Raw genomic sequence first — 17,489 nt, 5'->3', positions numbered from 1 at the left:
ACGTACGCCGTCAGAGCGGCTTGATCTGCACCTTGCGGAACTTGACCACGCCGGAACCATATTGGAGCGCGACGTAGCCGCTGGCGTGCTTGGAATCCTGCGCGTCGACGGTCTTCTGGCCATTCAGCGTCACGACGAAATGCGGCCCCTGCGCCGTGATCTCGTAGACGTTCCACTTGCCGGCCGCCTTCGGCATCGGATCGACCTTGCCGACGTCGACGATCGCGCCGGTGCCGTAGGTTGGATCGGGCCGCTTGTCGAAGATGTTGACCTCGTAGCAGACCTTGGAGTCGATCACCTTGTTGCCTTCGCAGCGGATGAAGACGCCGCTGTTGGCATCCTCGTCGGTCCAGAACTCCGCCCTGATCTGGAAATCCTTGTATTGGGTCTTGCTGACGAGATAGGAGAGATCCTTGCCGTCGAGCTTGTCGGCGACCAGCGCGCCGTCCTTCATCGCCCAATTGGCCTTGCCGACCTCGTCCCAGTCGCCCTGCTTGGAGCTGTCGAGCAGCGTGACCCAGCCGTCATCGCCCGATGCGGTGGTGGAAAATTGCAGCGCGGCCGCACCGATCATAAGTCCCGCCGCCAGTATCGACAGTTGCTTCTTCAAGGTTATCCTCCCGTCTTTTGGTTGGCGCGCAACCTATCATCGTCTGCAGCGGCGTAAATGCGTTTTTCATACTGCAACTGCGTTGTGTCACGGCCCGATGCCGCAATCTTGAGGGCAGACATGCGCGAGCGCGACTTGTCCGACGCAAGCGAGAGCGACTAGCATCACGCGACATACGGGCGCGGCAGTCGCCCGAACGAATTGACGTGGGAGGATACGATGACGGCGTTGAACCGGTCCTGGCGATACCTCCTGATGCCGCTGGCCGTTGCCGGCACGCTGAGCGTCAGCTCCGCGGCAGAGCTCAATCCGGCCGCCGTCACCTACAAGCTGCCGGACCAGATTCCATGGAGCCCGGTCGACGCGCGCGGCGCGCAGAATGCCGTGGTGGTCGGCGATCCCTCGAAGCCCGGCTTCTACATGGTCTACACCAAATGGACCAAGGGCAATCACTTCAGCCGTCCGCACTTCCATCCCAACGACCGGTACATCGTGGTGCTGAAGGGCACCTGGTGGGTCGGCTCGGGTCCGAAATTCGATCCCGAGCACGGCACCGTAGCGATGCCGGCCGGAAGCTTCGTCACCCATTTCGGCAAGCAGGTGCATTGGGACGGCGCCAAGGACGAGGACGCCGTGCTGCTGATCATGGGCGAAGGCCCGGCCACCGCGACCGAGGTGGAACAGAAGTAGCCGCGTTGCGTAAGGTCCATGCGATGCTATCATCGCAGCTCAAGGAAGGACCTTCGATGCATCCCGCCGCCAAGCTGCAATTTGCCCGCATCGCCGACGAGTTCGCGCGCTGGCGCGCCATTGCCGAACCGGAACGGCCGCCGGCGCCGGCGTGGTGGTGGGGACCGGCATTCGAGATGCGCAATGCCGCCGAACCGCTGCCGTCCAATTGGTGCCGCCGGTTCCGCCTGCCCGACGGGGCGAGTTTTGCGGAGGCGTCGGCGGCGCTGCGCCAGACCCTGGCCGGCCAGGCGATACCTTCCTGGCCCTACGATTTCTCGCGCTTGATCGCATCCACCGATTCCGATGTCCGCGACCTGCCCGTGCAACCGTCAGACGACAGCGCGTTTCCGCCCTAGATCCGGCCCGGCCTCGCCGATCGCCTCGTCGTCCAGCAACGGCTGCAACGGTGGCGACGTCAGCACCGGCGATGTCTTCAACAACTCGGCGAGATCGCGCGGCGGCAGCGGCCGGCTGAACAGGAAGCCCTGCATCTCGTCGCAGGCATGTGCGCGCAGGAACTCCTGCTGCTCGGAGGTCTCGACGCCCTCGGCCACGATGGTCATGCCGAGCGCCTTGCCCATGCTGATGATCGCCTGCGCAATCGCGACGTCCTCGGAATCATCAGGCAGATCGCGCACGAAGGAGCGATCGATCTTGATGGTGTCGATCGGGAACTGCTTCATCAGCGACATCGACGAATAGCCGGTGCCGAAATCGTCGATCGCAAGGCGAATGCCCCGGTGCTGGATCGCGTCGAGCACGCGGACCGCGCGTGTCACGTTGCGCATCACCATGCTCTCGGTGACCTCGAGCTGCAGCAGCGCCGGCGACATGCCGCTCGCCGCCAGCGCCTCGTCGATGTCGTCGAGCAGGTTCGGATCGCCGAACTGCCGCGGCGAAAGGTTGACCGCCATCGTCACCGCCTTGAGACCGCGGTGCTGCCACGCCATGTTCTGCGCGCAGGCTTCCTTCAGCACCCAGCGGCCGATCGGCACGATCAGACCGATCTCCTCGGCGAGCGGAATGAACTGCCCCGGCGAGACCTTGCCGAGCTCGGGATGGGTCCAGCGCAGCAGCGCTTCGACGCCGCTGATCTGTCCGCTCGCCATGTCGACCTTGGGCTGATATTCGAGCGTGAACTGGTCGCGCTCCAGCGCGCGGCGCAGCGCGCTTTCCATCGTCAGGCGCTCGATCGACTGCGCCCTGACCTCGTTGGAGAAGAAACGGAAGCCGTTCTTGCCGTCCTCCTTGGCGAGATACATCGCCATGTCGGCATTCTTGGTGAGCGTCTGCACGTCGGAGCCGTCGGTCGGATAGGTCGCAATGCCGATCGAGGCCGTGGTGTGGCACTCGTGCCCGCTGAGCTGCATCGGCTGGCTGAGTGCGACCAGGAGATCGCCGGCGATGCGCTCGACGTCGTGACGTTCGGCGGTGTCGTCCAGGATGACCACGAACTCGTCGCCGCCGAGCCGCGCCACCACGTCGCTCGCGCGCAACGATCCGCGCAGCCGATCGGCGATCGCCACCAGCAGCATGTCGCCGGCGTCGTGGCCAAGCGAATCGTTGATCACCTTGAAGCGGTCGAGATCGATGAACAGCACCGCGAGCTGCCGGCGATGGCGGTCCGCCGCCGAGATCGCGTGACGCAGCATCTCGTTGAAGGTCTCGCGGTTCGGCAGATTGGTCAGGCTGTCATGCGAGGCGAGATATTCGATCCGCTCGTCGGCCTTGTGCTTCTCGTCGGCGCGATCGAAGCTTTCGAGCGCGAACGCCAGATTGTCGGCGAGCCGCTGCAGCAGCTCGGCGAACTCAGGCGTGAACGTATCCTTCTCGATCGCGACGAAGATCATGACGCCGACGACCTCCCCACTGACGATCAGCGGAAACGAGGCACCGGACTGCGTTCCATCGCGGCGCGCGCGCTCATGGAACGCCGCGGTACCGGTATCGGCGAAATAGTCGTTGATGATGCAGGCCTTGCCGGACCGGAACGCCCTGCCGCAGGCGCCGCGCCCCTCGGGGTGCGCGTCACTGGTCGAGAGCGTCACCTGGCTCGCCCCGTCGGCTGCCGGGCCTGCGATCGCGACGATGCGGAGATACTCGCTGCCGGGCTGGGCCAGCGCGATGGTGGTCGAGGTGAACTTGCCGCCGGTCGCTGCCGCTTCGCAGACCAGTTGATAGAGTTCGGCGCGGGACTTCGCCCGCATGATCGCCTCGTTGGTCGCGCTCAGTGCCGCGAACATTCGCGATAGCCGCTCCTTCTGCTCGTCGGCCCGGGCCTTCTCGTCGGCGCGGTCGAAATTGGCCAGCGCGAACGACACGTTCTCGGTGAGCCGCTGCAGCAGCGCCATCATCTCCGGACTGAAGGTGTTGAACTCGCCGGAGAGGAACACCAGCGCGCCGATCGCCTCGCCGTTCTTGAGCAGCGGCAGGGCCGCGCCGGACTTGCTGCCGCTGTCGCGCACGGCCGGATAGACATGCGACTCGGGGCCGAAGTCGCTGAGGTAATCGTTGCTGATGCAGGGCCTGCGGGTGCGAACCGCAACGCCGGTCAGCGTCTGTCCCTCCGGACGCGTCGCGTCGGCCGACAACTGGACTTCGCGGGCCCGTACCCGGTCGGGGCCGGAAGCAGCCACGTTCTCCAGGAAGACCTCGCCCGGCCGCACTAGCCTGATGGTGGCCGAGATGAACTGGCCGCCGACCGCGGCGGCATCGCAGACCAGATCGAACAGCTCGGCGCGGGACTTCGCCCGCATGATGGCCTCGTTGGTCGCGCTCAGCGCCGCGAACATCCGCCTCAGCCGTTCCTTCTGCTCCTCGGTGCGCGCCTTCTCGTCGGCGCGATCGAAACTGCCGAGCGCATAGGCGACGTTGTCGGCGAGCCGCTGCAGCAGCTCGGCGAACTCGGCCGAGAAGGTGTTGCGCTTGGCCGAGATGAACAGCATCACGCCGACCGGCTCGTCGTCGACGATCAACGGAAACGCCGCGCCCGATCGCGCATCCTCGCGGTCGATGATATCGCGGAACGGGTTGTTGGCGACGTCGCCGAGAAAATCGTTGTCGATGCAGGCGCGCCGGGAGCGGAACGCCCTGCCGCAAACGCCGCGCCCTTCGGGACGCGCCTCGCTGCGCGAGACGTTGAGGCGGCGCGCATTCTCGGCGGTCGGCCCCGCCACCGCCATCATCTCCAGGAAGTCGTCGCCGGGTTTCGCGATCAGGATACTGGTCGAATTGAACCCGCCGCCATGCGCCGCCGCGGCGCAGACCAGCTCGAACATCTCGAGCCGCGACCGCGCGCGCATGATCGCCTCGTTGGTCGCGCTCAGCGCCGCGAACATCCGCGACAGCCGCTCGCGTTCGGCATCGGCCTTGGCCTTCTCGGTGGCGCGGCCGAACGTGTCGAGCGCAACCGAGACGTTCTCGGCGATGCCCGCCAGCAGCGCGATGATCTCCTCGTCGCGGGCCCAGGAATTGCCGATGAAGAAGATCAGGACGCCGATGCTCTTGCCGAACCGGGTGAGCGGCAGCGCGACGCAGGCCATCAGACCGCTCTCACCGGCTTGCGCCTGCGAGGCGCCGGTCGATATCGGAATGTCGTGCTCGATGCACGGCCGTTTGGTCCGGAACGCCTCGCCGCAGATCCCCTTGCCGTAGAGATTGTCCGGATCGGTCGAAAACCGCGTCTGCGTGATCAGGTCGAGCGCCTCGCCGGTGCCGGCGACAGGCTCGAGCCAGTGCGTGTCGGGCTCGGCCAGCAGCACCACCGTGGCGAAGGATTTGCCGCTAAACACCGCGGCGTCGCACACCCGCTGATAGAGATCGTGCTCGGTCTTGGCGCGAAGGATCGCCTCGTTGGTTGCGCTGATGGCGCCGAACATGCGGTTGAGCCGGCGCATCGCCCGCTCGCCGCTCTTGCGCGACGCCTCATGGTCGAAATTGTCGAGCGCAAAGGACACGTTCGCCGCGATGCGCTCCAGCAGCGACACGATCTCCTCGCTGAGCGAGTCGATCTCGCGCCGGGTCACCATGAAGACGCCGACACTCTGTCCGTTGCAGACCAGCGGCATCGCCGCCGCCGCACCGACGCCAGCCGCTGCGAGGCCGCTGCGCCAGGCCGCCGAACGGGCATCATTGATATAGTCGTTGCTGACGCTAGCGCTCTGATCGCGGAACGCCCGCCCGGCGACGCCTTCCCCTTCCGGAATGTTGGCGAGGGTGGAAATCCTGATGCTGCGCAGGCGCGCGACATCGTCGCCGCAACCGGCGGCGAAAGTCAGCCGACCGGTATCCGGCTCCAGCAAAAAGACGGTCGCGGCCAGGAAGCTCCCGCTCGAGAACGCGGCTTCGCAGACCTTCCCGTACAACTCTTCTGGTGATTTCGCGTACAGGATCGCTTCGTTGGTGGCATTCAACGCCGCGAATGTACGCCCGATGCTGGACTGCACGATCCCTGAAGGCCCCAGGGCCACCCCCTTCAATCTGCCGGGGAACATTGCCCGCGAGAGGCCTAAGTGATGGTTAGTGTATCCGGCAAGTTGTGAGACAAAGTAAACGGCTGACGAATCCCGGTGGCGGTTTTCCGGGATAATACGGACGCCTGTGTGCCAGCCTGAGGCGGAGAGGTGCGGGGCGCGGATCGCCGCCCGGCTTGCGCCGCCGGAGCCGCCAAATTCCGCGGCGCGACCGCGCTCGTTCCATTCGGTGAAATCCTGGCCCGGAGCACCCTGCTGGCGGTATGGCGGACCGGATTTTCCGCCCCTTGCTCGGCGCCCTGCGCTTTGAGAGCATGAGCCTGATAACAGCAAGCAAGACCCGCGCATCACGCGGGCGGACCGCGAGGAAAATCCCATGCCGATCGTCCATGCCGACCGTCTCACGCGCATCGGCGCGGCGCTGCTCCGGGGCGCCGGCGCATCGGAGGAGGAGGCCAACGCGGTCGCCTCCGGCTGCGTCAACGCCAACCTCGCCGGCCATGACTCCCACGGCGTGATCGCGATCCCGACCTATATCGACCGCATCAAGGCCGGCCATATCGTCCCCGGCGCGAAATGGACCGTGGTGCAGGAGACGCCGACCACGACCGTGATCGACGGTCATTGGGGGTTCGGCTTCCACGTCAACGCCAAGGCGATGGAGATGACCATCAACAAGGCGAAGACCGCCAATGTCGCGGCCTGCACCGTGTTCCGGCAGAGCCATGTCGGCCGGCTGGCGCATTACCCGCTGATGGCGATGCGCGAAGGCATGATCGGGATCGCGGCCGCCGATTCCGGCCGCTCGCCGAAACATGTCGCGCCGTTCGGCGGCCGCGAGGCCCGGCTCGGCACCAACCCGCTCTCGATCGCCGTGCCGTCCGATCTCGAGGCACCGTTCTATCTCGACATGGCGACCTCGGCGGTCGCGGCCGGCAAGATCCAGCTCGCGGTGGCGCGCGGCGAGAGCATCCCGAAGGGCTGGATCATCGACGCCGAAGGGCGCGACACCACTGACCCAAAGGACTACCGCAAGGGTGGCGCGCTGCTGCCGCTCGGCGGCAGCGAAGGCTACAAGGGCTCGGGCCTTGCCGCGATGGTCGAGGTGCTGTGCGGCCTGCTGACCGGCCTCGGCTTCGGGGTCGAGCCGACCGGCCGTCACAACGACGGCTGCTTCATGGCGGTGTTCAATGTCGCGGCGTTCCGTCCCTTGCAGGATTTCAGACGCGAAGTCGCCGATTTCGCCAGCTACTTGAAATCGACGCCGCCCTCGGAAGGGAGCCGCGGCGTGTTCTATCCCGGCGAGGTCGAACATCTGCGCGAAGTCGAACGGCGCAAGAACGGCATCGAGATCGAGGATGCGACCTGGGACAAGCTCAAGGCGCTCGCCGCCGACTACAAGCTGACCGACGACCTCGATCTTCGCTGACGCATTCAGGTACAGGAGAACGACATGACACGGCAAATGGCGCTGGTCGGCTTTTTGCAGGCGCAGAACTGCACCAACCTGCCGAGCTCCTGGCGTCACCCGGAGTCGCGCGACGATTCGATGTCGGCGGACTACTACCAGGAGATCGCGCGCATCCTCGAGCGCGGCAAGTTCCACATGGCGTTCTTCGACGATCGCCTCGCAATGCCCGACCGCTACGGCAACGATCACGCCCACACCGTCGAATACGGCATCCGCTGCGTGAAGATGGACCCGATCGTGGTGCTGACCACGATGGGCATGGTCACCACCAAGCTCGGCCTCGCCTCGACCGCGTCCACCACCTATTTCGAGCCGTTCGACGTCGCTCGCCGCTTCGCCACGCTCGACCTGATGACAAACGGCCGTGCCGCCTGGAACGTGGTGACGTCAGTCAATGACGGCGAAGCGCTCAACATGGGCAAGGCGCAGCATCTCGACCACGATCCGCGCTACGACCGCGCCGACGAGTTCATGGAGGTGGTGCTCGGCCATTGGGATGCCTGGGAAGACGGCTCGCTGGTGATCGACAAGAAGAGCGGCCGGTTCGCCGATCCGGCCAAGGTGAAGCGGCTCGATCACAAGGGCGCGTTCTTTACCTCGCGCGGCCCGTTCACGGTGCCGCGCTCGGCGCAGGGCCATCCCGTCGTGATCCAGGCCGGCGCCTCCGGCCGCGGCCAGCGTTTCGCCGGGCGCTGGGGCGAGGTGATCTTCACCGCGGCGCGCAACCTCGCCAATGCCAAGCAAGGCTATGACGCGATCCGGGGCGAAGCCGCCAAGGCCGGCCGCGATCCCGACCAGATGTTCCTCTGCAACCTGATCACGCCGGTCACCGGCGCGACCAAGGCCGAGGCCGAGGACCGGATGGCGGTGATCCAGAAGCTGCCGCTCGAGATCGACGCGCTGTCGCTGCTCGCCGAAGGCCTCAACTTCGACTTCGGCGCCAAACCGATCGACGAGCCGCTGACCACCGAGGAGCTGCAGGGCATGCAAGGCATGCTCGGCATCCGCGACGGCGTGCTGCGCACCTCCGGCAAGACCAATCCCTCGACCCGCGACTTCATCACCTTCTCCGGCCGCGGCCAGGTGCAGGACGCGATGGTCGGCGGCCCGAAGGAGATCGCCGACCGGCTGGAGGAAATGTTCGAAGGCCGCGGCTGCGACGGCTTCGTCATCGCGGCGAGCTATGTGCCTGGCTCCTACGCCGACTTCGTCGATCACGTGGTGCCCGAGCTGCAGAAGCGGGGCCTGTTCCACAAGGACTACGCCGGCACCACGCTGCGCGAGAATCTTGGACTGAAGCGCCCGGCTGCGGGCGCCTGGAAGACCCGCGCGCAGGCCGCGGAATAGAAGGACATCATCATGCGCTGGCTGAAATTCACCGCCGCGGGCACCACGTCTTGGGGCCTCGTCGAGGGCGACACCGTCATCACCGTCAATGGCGATCCGTTCGGTGAATGGAGCAAGACGGCGAAGACTCACGCCCTGAAGAACGTCAAAATCGAGCTGCCGCTGATCCCGCGCACCTTCTACTGCGTCGGGCTGAACTATCTGAAGCATCTCAAGGAGGCCGCCGACAAGGCCGGCACGGTGCCGAACGTCCCTGATCGTCCCGAGATCGGCTACCGCGCCCAGAATGCGCTGATCGCCCATGACGAGAACGTCGTGATCCCGGCGAGCGCGACCGAGAAGATCCATTACGAGGGCGAGCTCGTCGTCGTGATCGGCAAGAAAGCCAAGCACCTCACCGAAGCCAATGCGATGGACTGCGTGTTCGGCTACACGATCGGCAACGACGTCTCCGAGCGCAGCTGGCAGAAGGCCGACCGCGGGCTGTGGCGCGCCAAGAACGCCGACACCTTCAAGCCGATGGGCCCGTGGATCGAGACCGCTGTCGATCTCGACCGCATGGAGACCGCAATCCGCGTCAACGGCAAGGAGACCGGCCGCTTCCGCACCAACGAGATGATCTTCGGCATCGTGCCCTTCCTGGTCGAGCTTTCGAAATACTTCACGCTGTCGCCCGGCGACGTGATCTGGATGGGCACCGACGGTGCCTCGCCGGACCTGAAGGACGGTGACGTGGTGGAGATCGACATCACCGGGATCGGGACATTGCGGAACAGGTTCGTGAAGGAGAGGGTGTGAGGCGGGTGGCCTGAGCCTGCGCGCGCGCCGCGTCCTCGATGTCGTCCCGGCGAAGGCCGGGACGACGATGAGGATGGTTCACAGATCAAGGTGTCACACCACGCGGTGTCATCACCCGCGCATGCGGGTGATCCAGTCTTCCAGAGGCGGCTGTGCTTGAGCCGACAAGCCGCGGCGTACTGAATCGCCCGGTCAAGCCGGGCGATGACAGTGTGAGTGGGGACGCAGCTTCGCATTCTCGCGATATGAATTGTCCGAGCTTTGCTCTTCGTTTCGCCGCTCTGAGAAGAGAGGGCGCAGGGAAAGCCGGATGCCAATCGCACCCATGGGGCCCGCGGGCTAGCGCGCCGCCCCCGACCTGCTCTTCACATGGTCGATGAAGGCGCGCAGCTTCGGCATGATCTGGCGGTGGCCGGGATAGTAGAGAAATACGCCGGGCGTTGTCGTCGCGAATGGCTCCAGCACGCGGACCAGCCTTTTCTCCTTCACGGCGCCAGCGACCAGCGGCGCGGGGACTTGCGCCAGTCCCACACCTTCGATGGCCGCGCCGACCAGCGTCGGGAAATCATGGCCGATGAAGGAGCCGGAGACGGCAAGCTCGATCGAACGGCCGTTGTCGTTCAGCGACCACGGCGCCAGCCCGCCATTCGATCGCCGCAACCTGAGGCACGTGTGTTCGCGCAGATCGTCCGGACGTTTGGGCCGGCCACGGCGCGCGAGATAGTCCGGGCTGCCGACGACGGCGAAAGGGAACGGTTTGGTCAGGCGCACCGCGATCATGTCCGGGTTGATGAACTGGCCCATCCGGATGCCCGCATCGAAACCTCCGGCCGCGAGGTCGACCAGCTCCTCGCTGGCGGCGAGCTCGACCTCGATCTCGGGATAGGCCTTGCAGAATGAGGCGATCAGCGGCTCCAGCAGGATCGGCACCACCGAGCGCGGCACGGTGAGACGCAACAGCCCGGCCGGCTTCTGCCCGAGCTCGCGCGCCGCGCCGCTTGCGGCGACCAGCTCCTCGAACGCAGGCCTGGCACGCGCCAGGAATCGCTCGCCGGCCTCGGTGAGGCCGACGCTGCGGGTGGTGCGGATGAACAGCACGGCGCCGAGGCGCGCCTCGAGCGCGCGCACCGCCTGGCTGATCGCCGACGGCGTCACCGCGAGCTCGGTCGCCGCGCGACGAAAGCTGCGGTGCTGGGCGACGCTGAGGAACGCTTCCACGCCGTCGAGCGCCCCCTGCCTGACTGTGAAGTTCTGCTTCATGGCCCGTCAACATTATCGCGAATAGTCGCGCACGGGAAGCCGCCCTACATCGGAGCCACAGGCAGCAGCACCGCGACGCGCGCTGCTCCACGCGACATCACGACATCAGTCGTGAACGGAGACCTGCGACCGATGAAAACAATCCGTCACACCCTCCTTGCCCTCACCCTCACTTCGACAGGCTTAACCTCCATGACCGCTCCCTCCCTTGCGCAGACCCAAACACAGGCCCAAGCCCCCTCCACCATCACCACCGGCGTGATGGTGATCCTGACCGTCAAGGCCGGCGTCACCCGCGAACAGGTGATGGCCGTGATGCCGGATGAAATCCGGCAGACCGTGCAGCTCTATCTCAGCGGCAAGGTTCGTGAATGGTATTCGCGGTCCGACGGACGCGGGGTCATCCTGCTGCTCGATGCCAAGGACACGTCCGAGGCACACGCGATCATGGAAGGGCTGCCGCTGTCCAAGCTGGATATCATGGACCACGACTACATCGCGGTCGGCCCGCTGCTGCCGCTGCGCCTGCTGGTCGGCAAGCCTTAAGCGTCAGGCCCTGAGTGCCTCGCCGAGGCCGGACCCGATCGCCGGGTCCGGCCTCTCCGGATCGACAGTCAGACGGGAGCCGACCGTGCCAGTAAGTCTCAACATTCCATTCTTGCTCAGCGTCGCCGGAGCATTTCTGACCAGTGCCGTGGTGGCCGCGACCTATGTCTGGCCGGCGCTCCGCACCTGGCCGCGCCATGAGGCGCTCCGGCTGCTTGCGGCCTTTCATGCCTTCCGGTTTCTCGGGATGAACTTCATGGTCACAGGCTTCGTGTCGCCGGAGGTGAACCCGGTGTTTGCCAGCTCGGTCGGCTGGGGCGATCTGACCGCGGCAGCGCTCGCGCTGCTCGCGATGGCGGCACTGTCGTGGCGCTGGCCGGTGGCGATTCCGATCGTCTGGTTCTTCAACATCTGGGGCACGCTGGATCTTCTCAACGCCTACTTCATGGGCGCGACGAAGAACGCGGATCCCGGCCTGTTCGGCGCCGGCATCTATATCCCGGCGCTCTACGTGCCGCTGCTGCTGGTCAGCCATGTGATGGTGTTCATGATCCTGATGCGGACCAAAGCGGCGGAAGCGTAGCGCCCTCTCCCCTCGTCATTCCGGGGCGACGCGAAGCGGCGAGCCCGGAATCCATCGAGCCGCATAGCTTGTGGAGGAATGGATTCCGGGCTCGTGCTTCGCGCGCCCCGGAATGACAAGCTAAAACGGCAGCGCCACGCCGGTTTTGATCTCCTTCAGGATCACGTTGGTGCGGACGTGGCGGATGCCGGGGATGCGGAACATGAACTCGTCCAAGAATCTATTGTAGGCGTCCATGTCGCGCACCACGACGCGCAGATGATAATCGGCATCGCCTGTTGTAGCGAAGCATTCCAGCACCTCGCGGCGCTGCATCACCCGCGCGACGAACTCGTCGACGAATTTCGTGTCGTGCCGCTCCAGCGAGACGTGCAGGATCGCCGAGGTCGCAAAGCCGGCGTGCTCGCGCGCGACGAGCGCCGAATAGCCCGAGATGACGCCGGCCTCCTCCAGCGCGCGGACCCGCCGCCAGCACGCCGACGTCGACATCCCCACGGTTTCCGCGAGCTGCTGGTTGGTGGCGCGGCCGTCCTTCTGCAGTTCGGCGAGAATTTTCTCGTCTTGTTCTTCGACCATTGCGCGACCTCAATTTGGTAGATTTTACCAAATTGCGGATCCTTCAGCAATCATATACCGATTATGGTCCGTTGGCCGAACAGATAGGTAAGACCTACCACCCCCTCAGGCGTAGCCTTGTCCGGTCAGACATTGCGATTCCCGGAGGGGTCAGTCATGGGCCAGATGCCGTTGCTCGACGCCTACCAGCTGTCCGAGCGCTACAGCCGCGAGCGTGGCCGCGTCTTCCTCACCGGCACGCAGGCGATCGTGCGTATCGCGCTCGACCAGATCCGGCGCGACCGCGCGAGCGGCCTCAACACCGCGGGCTTCATCTCCGGCTATCGCGGCTCGCCGCTCGGCGGCGTCGATCTCGAACTGTGGAAGATCGGCGAGCAGCTGAAGGAAAGCCGCATCGAATTCCTGCCCGCGGTGAACGAGGACCTCGCCGCGACCGCCGTGCTCGGCTCGCAGCAGGTCGAGACGCAGAGGGATCGAAAGGTCGATGGCGTATTCGGGCTGTGGTACGGCAAGGGCCCCGGCGTCGATCGTTCCGGCGATGCGCTGAAGCACGGCAATGCCTATGGCTCCTCGCCGCATGGCGGCGTGCTGGTCGTTGCCGGCGACGATCATGGCTGCGTGTCGTCCTCGATGCCGCACCAATCCGACGTCGCCTTCATGAGCTGGTTCATGCCGACGCTGCATCCGGCCGATGTCGGCGAATATCTCGCATTCGGCGAATATGGCTACGCGCTCAGTCGATTTTCCGGCATGTGGGTTGGCTTCAAGGCGATCTCGGAGATCGTCGAGTCCGGCGCCTCGGTCGAGCTTGCGCCGCCGCGGGTGTTCGCGCAGCCGGATTTCGTGCCGCCGCCCGGCGGCCTGCATTATCGCTGGCCCGATCTGCCGGGCCCGCAGATCGAGGAGCGGCTGGAGGCCAAGAAGCACGCGGTCTATGCGTTTGCGAAAGCCAATCCGATCGACCGCCACATCTACGACATCAAGGACGCGACCTACGGCATCGTCACCACGGGCAAGGCGCATCTCGATCTGATGGAGGCGCTGCGGCTGGTCGGGCTGGATGAAGCCGCATGCCGCCGCTTCGGCATCGACATCTACAAGGTCGGCATGGTGTGGCCGCTGGCGCTGCACGACGCGATGGAGTTCGTGAAGGGCAAGCGCGAGATCCTCGTGGTCGAGGAGAAGCGCGGCATCATCGAGAGCCAGTTCAAGGAGTATTTCTACGACTATCCCGGCTCCAAGCCGGAACGGATGGTCGGCAAGCATGACGAAACCGGCGCGCGGCTGATCTCCTGGACCGGCGAATTGTCGCCGCTGATGCTGGCCGATGTGCTGGCGCGGCGGCTCGATCCGATGTTTCCGGAATTGCAGCTCGCGCGCCGCGTCGCCGCGCTCCGGCCGGAGCAGGACCGCATGATCGCAGTGCCGGGCGCGACGCGCACGCCGTATTTCTGTTCGGGCTGCCCGCACAACACATCGACCAAGGTACCCGAGGGCTCCAAGGCGCTGGCCGGCATCGGCTGCCACTTCATGGCGAGCTGGATGGACCGCGAGACCTCGTCGCTGATCCAGATGGGCGGCGAAGGCGTCAACTGGGCGGCCTCGTCAAGATTCACCGGCAACAGCCATGTGTTCCAGAATCTCGGCGAAGGCACCTACTATCACTCCGGCTCGATGGCGATCCGCCAGGCGATCGCCGCCAAGGCCAACATCACCTACAAGATCCTGTTCAATGACGCGGTGGCGATGACCGGAGGCCAGCCGGTGGACGGCCCGGTCAGCGTGCAGGCGATCGCGCACTCTGTCCGCGCCGAGGGCGTCGCGCGGATCGCGCTGGTGTCGGATGATCCTGCGCAGTTCTCACCGGCGGATTTGCCCGCCGGCGTCACCATCCATCCGCGCGAGGAGATGGACGCCGTGCAGCGCGAGCTGCGCGAAATTCCCGGCGTCACCGTGCTGATCTATCAGCAGACCTGCGCCACCGAGAAGCGGCGGCGGCGCAAGCGCGGCACGATCAAGGATCCGGCGCGTTTCGCCTACATCAACGACCTCGTCTGCGAAGGCTGCGGCGACTGCTCGGTGGAATCCAACTGCCTCAGCGTCGAGCCGAAGGAGACGCCGTTCGGCCGCAAGCGCAAGATCAACCTCTCGACCTGCAACAAGGATTTTTCCTGCCTCAACGGCTTCTGCCCGAGCTTCGTCACCATCGAGGGCGGCAAGCGGCGGGCGAAGGGCGCAAGCGCGATCGATCCGCTGGCGCGCGCCGCGGCACTTCCGGCGCCGGAGCTGGCGGCACTGGACAAGCCCTACGACCTGCTGGTGACTGGCGTCGGCGGTACCGGCGTCATCACGGTCGGCGCGCTCATCGCGATGGCCGCACATCTCGAGGGCCGCGGCGTCTCGGTGCTCGACTTCACCGGCTTCGCGCAGAAATTCGGTCCCGTTCTGAGCTATCTGCGGCTCGCGGCTCTGCCCGAGGCGCTGCATCAGGTGCGGATCGACCAGGGCTCGGCCGACGCGCTGATCGGCTGCGACCTCGTGGTGAGCTCGTCGGCGAAGGCCTCCGGCACCTATCGCAAGGGCATGCGCGCCGCGGTCAACATCGCTGAGATGCCGACCGGCGACGTGGTTCGCTTTCGTGATGCCGACCTCGCCTCGCCGGTTCGCCTCCGCGCCATCGAGCGGGTGATCGGAACAGGCAACCTCACCGCGATGGACGCCAATGCACTGGCCGAGCGGCTGCTCGGCGACAGCGTCTACGCCAACATCATGCTGCTCGGTTTTGCCTGGCAGCAGGGCCTGGTGCCGGTGTCGCTCGGCGCACTGACGCGCGCGATCGAATTGAACGGCGTCGCGGTCGAGCGCAACAAGCAGGCGCTGGCCTGGGGCCGGCTCGCCTTTGCCGATCCGGAGTTTTTGCCTAAGGCCGACGACACGGCGGCCAATGTGCCCGAGACGCTGGAGCAGATGATCGCGCGCCGCGGCGACTTCCTTCGTGACTATCAGGACGCAGCCTATGCCGCGCGCTACCGCGCCACGGTCGACCGCGTCCGCCGCGCCGAGGCCGCGCTCGGCAGCGAGACATTGACCGACGCCGTCGCCCGCTCGCTGTTCAAGCTGATGGCCTACAAGGACGAGTATGAGGTGGCGCGGCTGCATATGCAGACCGGCTTCCTCGAGACCCTCAAGCGCGAATTCGATGGCGACTTCACGGTGCAGTACCATCTCGCGCCGCCGCTGTTGCCGGCACGGCGCGACGCGCGCGGCCGGCCACGCAAGCGCGCGTTCGGGCAATGGATCCAGACGCCGTTCCGCTTGCTGGCGCGGCTCAAGAGGTTGCGCGGCACGCCGTTCGACGTATTCGGCTACACCGCGGAGCGTCGCGCCGAGCGCGAGCTGATCACCTGGTACGAGGCGGTGATCGAGACCATGCTCGGCAAGCTCGATGCCGCACCGCTGCCCGATCTCACAGCAATCGCAAAAGCGCCGATGGAAATCCGCGGCTATGGACCGGTGAAGGACGCAGCGATCGAGAAGACCAGGGCGGAGGTGGCGCGGCTGACCGCGCTTCTCACCTCCGCCCCGTCAGATTCAGGCGACGGCTCAGGCCGCCGCGCCGCGCTTGGCGGGTGAGATCAATCCGACCACCACGGTCGCAAGCACCGCCACCACGATGTTGAGCAAGAGCGCGCCGAGACCGACATAGAAGGTGTAGCTGGAATCGCCAAGCGAGATGCTGGCGAGCGGCTTCAAGCCGTTGCTCCATGCCGTGTAGGTGCCCCAGCCGATGCCGACCGCCCAGCCGAGCAATAGCGCTTCGGCGCGGAACCAGACGGTGAACAGGCCGAACACCAGCGCCGGCAGCGTCTGCACGATCCAGAGGCCGCCGAGCAGTTGCAGGTCGAGCGCATATTGCGTCGGCAGGAACAGGATGAAGGCGAGCGCACCGACCTTCACCACCAGCGAGGTGATCTTCGCCACCGACGCCTCACCGGCATGCGAGATGTCCGGATTGACATAGGACTTCCAGACATTGCGGGTGAACAGATTGGCGGCGCCGATGCTCATCACCGCCGCCGGCACCAGCGCGCCGATCGCGATCGCCGAGAACGCGAAGCCCGCAAACCACTCCGGGAACAGTGTCTTGAACAGCAGCGGCACCACGTCGTTCGGCGACGTCACCTTGATGCCGGCGGCATAGGCCATGTAGCCGAGCAACGCGATCAGGCCGAGCAAGAGCGTGTAGGCCGGCAGCAGGATCGCATTCTTGCGGATGGTATCCGCCGACTTCGAGGCGAAGATGCCGGTCAGCGTGTGCGGATACATGAAGGCGGCGAGCGCCGAGCCGAGCGCCAGCGTCGCATAGGGCAGATACTGAGCGGGCTTCAGCGTCAACCCGGTAGCGCCGCCCTTCGCCGTGAAGGCGTCGTTGGCGGCAGAGAACACTGCCGCATAGCCGCCGAGCTTGGAGGGCACCACGACCACGGCCGTCAGCACCACGATGTAGATCATGATGTCCTTGACGAAGGCGATCAGCGCCGGCGCACGCAGGCCGGAGCTATAGGTATAGAGCGCAAGGATCACGAAGGCGGCGATGATCGGCAGTTCGCCGGTCAGGCCCATCGCCTTGATCACGACCTCCATGCCGATCAGCTGCAACGCGATATAGGGCATGGTCGCGACGAGGCCAGTCAGCGCCACCGCGAGCTCGAGGCTGCGCGAGCCATAAGCGCCATGGACGACATCCGCCGCGGTGACGTAGCCATTGGCGTGCGCTTTCTTCCACAGCACCGGCATCACCGCGAATACGAAGGGATAGACGATGATGGTGTAGGGCAGCGCGAAGAAGCCGTAGGCGCCGACTGCGTAGACCAGCGCCGGCACCGCGATCACGGTGTAGGCGGTGTAGAAATCGCCGCCGACCAGGAACCAGGTGATCCAGGTGCCGAACTGGCGGCCGCCGAGACCCCATTCGTCGAGATGCTCGCTGACCGGGCCGGACTTCCAGCGCGCGGCGAAGAAGCCCATCACGGTGACGAGGGCGAAGAAGAAGATGAAGACGGAGAGCGCCACCCAGGCGATATGATCGGTCAT

Annotated in this window: 13 protein-coding genes; 8 read left to right on the top strand and 5 right to left on the bottom strand. The window is 65.7% G+C overall.

What is annotated here, in order from left to right; all coding sequences use genetic code 11:
* Positions 1–10: 10 nt before the first annotated feature.
* Positions 11–610 carry a 3-keto-disaccharide hydrolase gene (locus tag ACOIX3_RS06230; RefSeq protein ID WP_420968912.1) on the bottom strand — a complete coding sequence of 200 codons (600 nt, stop codon included), beginning with the start codon at positions 608–610 and terminating at the stop codon, positions 11–13.
* 219 nt (positions 611–829) lie between these two features.
* Between ACOIX3_RS06230 and ACOIX3_RS06225 the strand changes: the two genes are divergently transcribed.
* Positions 830–1,300, top strand: coding sequence for a cupin domain-containing protein (locus ACOIX3_RS06225; RefSeq protein WP_420968911.1), 471 nt, complete (start codon positions 830–832; stop codon positions 1,298–1,300).
* Positions 1,301–1,323: 23 nt separating this feature from the next.
* The gene (locus ACOIX3_RS06220; protein WP_420968910.1) at positions 1,324–1,698 is read left to right on the top strand and encodes a hypothetical protein; all 375 of its coding nucleotides are present in this window, start codon (positions 1,324–1,326) and stop codon (positions 1,696–1,698) included.
* Here the strand turns inward: ACOIX3_RS06220 and ACOIX3_RS06215 are convergent.
* On the bottom strand, positions 1,672–5,787 hold the full coding sequence (locus tag ACOIX3_RS06215) for a GAF domain-containing protein (RefSeq protein WP_420968909.1): 4,116 nt from the start codon (positions 5,785–5,787) through the stop codon (positions 1,672–1,674). The two genes, ACOIX3_RS06220 and ACOIX3_RS06215, sit on opposite strands and share 27 nt — an antisense overlap.
* Positions 5,788–6,190: 403 nt before the next feature.
* Here ACOIX3_RS06215 and ACOIX3_RS06210 point away from each other — a divergent pair, with 403 nt between their 5' ends.
* From ACOIX3_RS06210 to ACOIX3_RS06200, 3 genes are read left to right on the top strand one after another with little or no spacing between them, the layout of a single operon-like run.
* The gene (locus ACOIX3_RS06210) at positions 6,191–7,243 is read left to right on the top strand and encodes an Ldh family oxidoreductase (protein ID WP_420968908.1); all 1,053 of its coding nucleotides are present in this window, start codon (positions 6,191–6,193) and stop codon (positions 7,241–7,243) included.
* Between the two features lie 24 nt (positions 7,244–7,267).
* Positions 7,268–8,632, top strand: a complete 1,365-nt coding sequence (locus ACOIX3_RS06205; RefSeq protein WP_420968907.1) for an LLM class flavin-dependent oxidoreductase — start codon at positions 7,268–7,270, stop codon at positions 8,630–8,632.
* Between the two features lie 12 nt (positions 8,633–8,644).
* On the top strand, positions 8,645–9,430 hold the full coding sequence (locus ACOIX3_RS06200; protein WP_420968906.1) for a fumarylacetoacetate hydrolase family protein: 786 nt from the start codon (positions 8,645–8,647) through the stop codon (positions 9,428–9,430).
* A gap of 339 nt (positions 9,431–9,769) precedes the next feature.
* Here the strand turns inward: ACOIX3_RS06200 and ACOIX3_RS06195 are convergent, their stop codons facing one another.
* The gene (locus ACOIX3_RS06195; RefSeq protein WP_420968905.1) at positions 9,770–10,690 is read right to left on the bottom strand and encodes a LysR family transcriptional regulator; all 921 of its coding nucleotides are present in this window, start codon (positions 10,688–10,690) and stop codon (positions 9,770–9,772) included.
* A gap of 192 nt (positions 10,691–10,882) precedes the next feature.
* Here ACOIX3_RS06195 and ACOIX3_RS06190 point away from each other — a divergent pair, with 192 nt between their 5' ends.
* Positions 10,883–11,236, top strand: coding sequence for a hypothetical protein (locus ACOIX3_RS06190; protein WP_420968904.1), 354 nt, complete (start codon positions 10,883–10,885; stop codon positions 11,234–11,236).
* An 85-nt stretch (positions 11,237–11,321) separates the two neighbouring features.
* Positions 11,322–11,819, top strand: coding sequence for a hypothetical protein (locus ACOIX3_RS06185; protein ID WP_420968903.1), 498 nt, complete (start codon positions 11,322–11,324; stop codon positions 11,817–11,819).
* 120 nt (positions 11,820–11,939) lie between these two features.
* On the opposite strand, the gene ACOIX3_RS06180 is transcribed toward ACOIX3_RS06185, so the two are convergent.
* Positions 11,940–12,395 (bottom strand): Lrp/AsnC family transcriptional regulator, encoded by a 456-nt coding sequence (locus ACOIX3_RS06180; RefSeq protein WP_420968902.1) that lies wholly within the window; start codon positions 12,393–12,395, stop codon positions 11,940–11,942.
* A gap of 156 nt (positions 12,396–12,551) precedes the next feature.
* Here ACOIX3_RS06180 and ACOIX3_RS06175 point away from each other — a divergent pair, with 156 nt between their 5' ends.
* Entirely contained in the window at positions 12,552–16,028 is a 3,477-nt protein-coding gene (locus ACOIX3_RS06175) for an indolepyruvate ferredoxin oxidoreductase family protein (RefSeq protein WP_420968901.1), read from the top strand.
* Here the strand turns inward: ACOIX3_RS06175 and mctP are convergent.
* Positions 15,999–17,489 (bottom strand): monocarboxylate uptake permease MctP, encoded by a 1,491-nt coding sequence (mctP, locus tag ACOIX3_RS06170; RefSeq protein ID WP_420968900.1) that lies wholly within the window; start codon positions 17,487–17,489, stop codon positions 15,999–16,001. The genes ACOIX3_RS06175 and mctP overlap by 30 nt on opposite strands.

This window comes from Bradyrhizobium sp. B120, from assembly GCF_049075665.1.
In the GTDB taxonomy this organism is placed as follows: domain Bacteria; phylum Pseudomonadota; class Alphaproteobacteria; order Rhizobiales; family Xanthobacteraceae; genus Bradyrhizobium.
The sequence above is the reverse complement of the archived record's forward strand: the minus strand, read 5'-3'. Positions and strand labels throughout refer to the sequence as shown.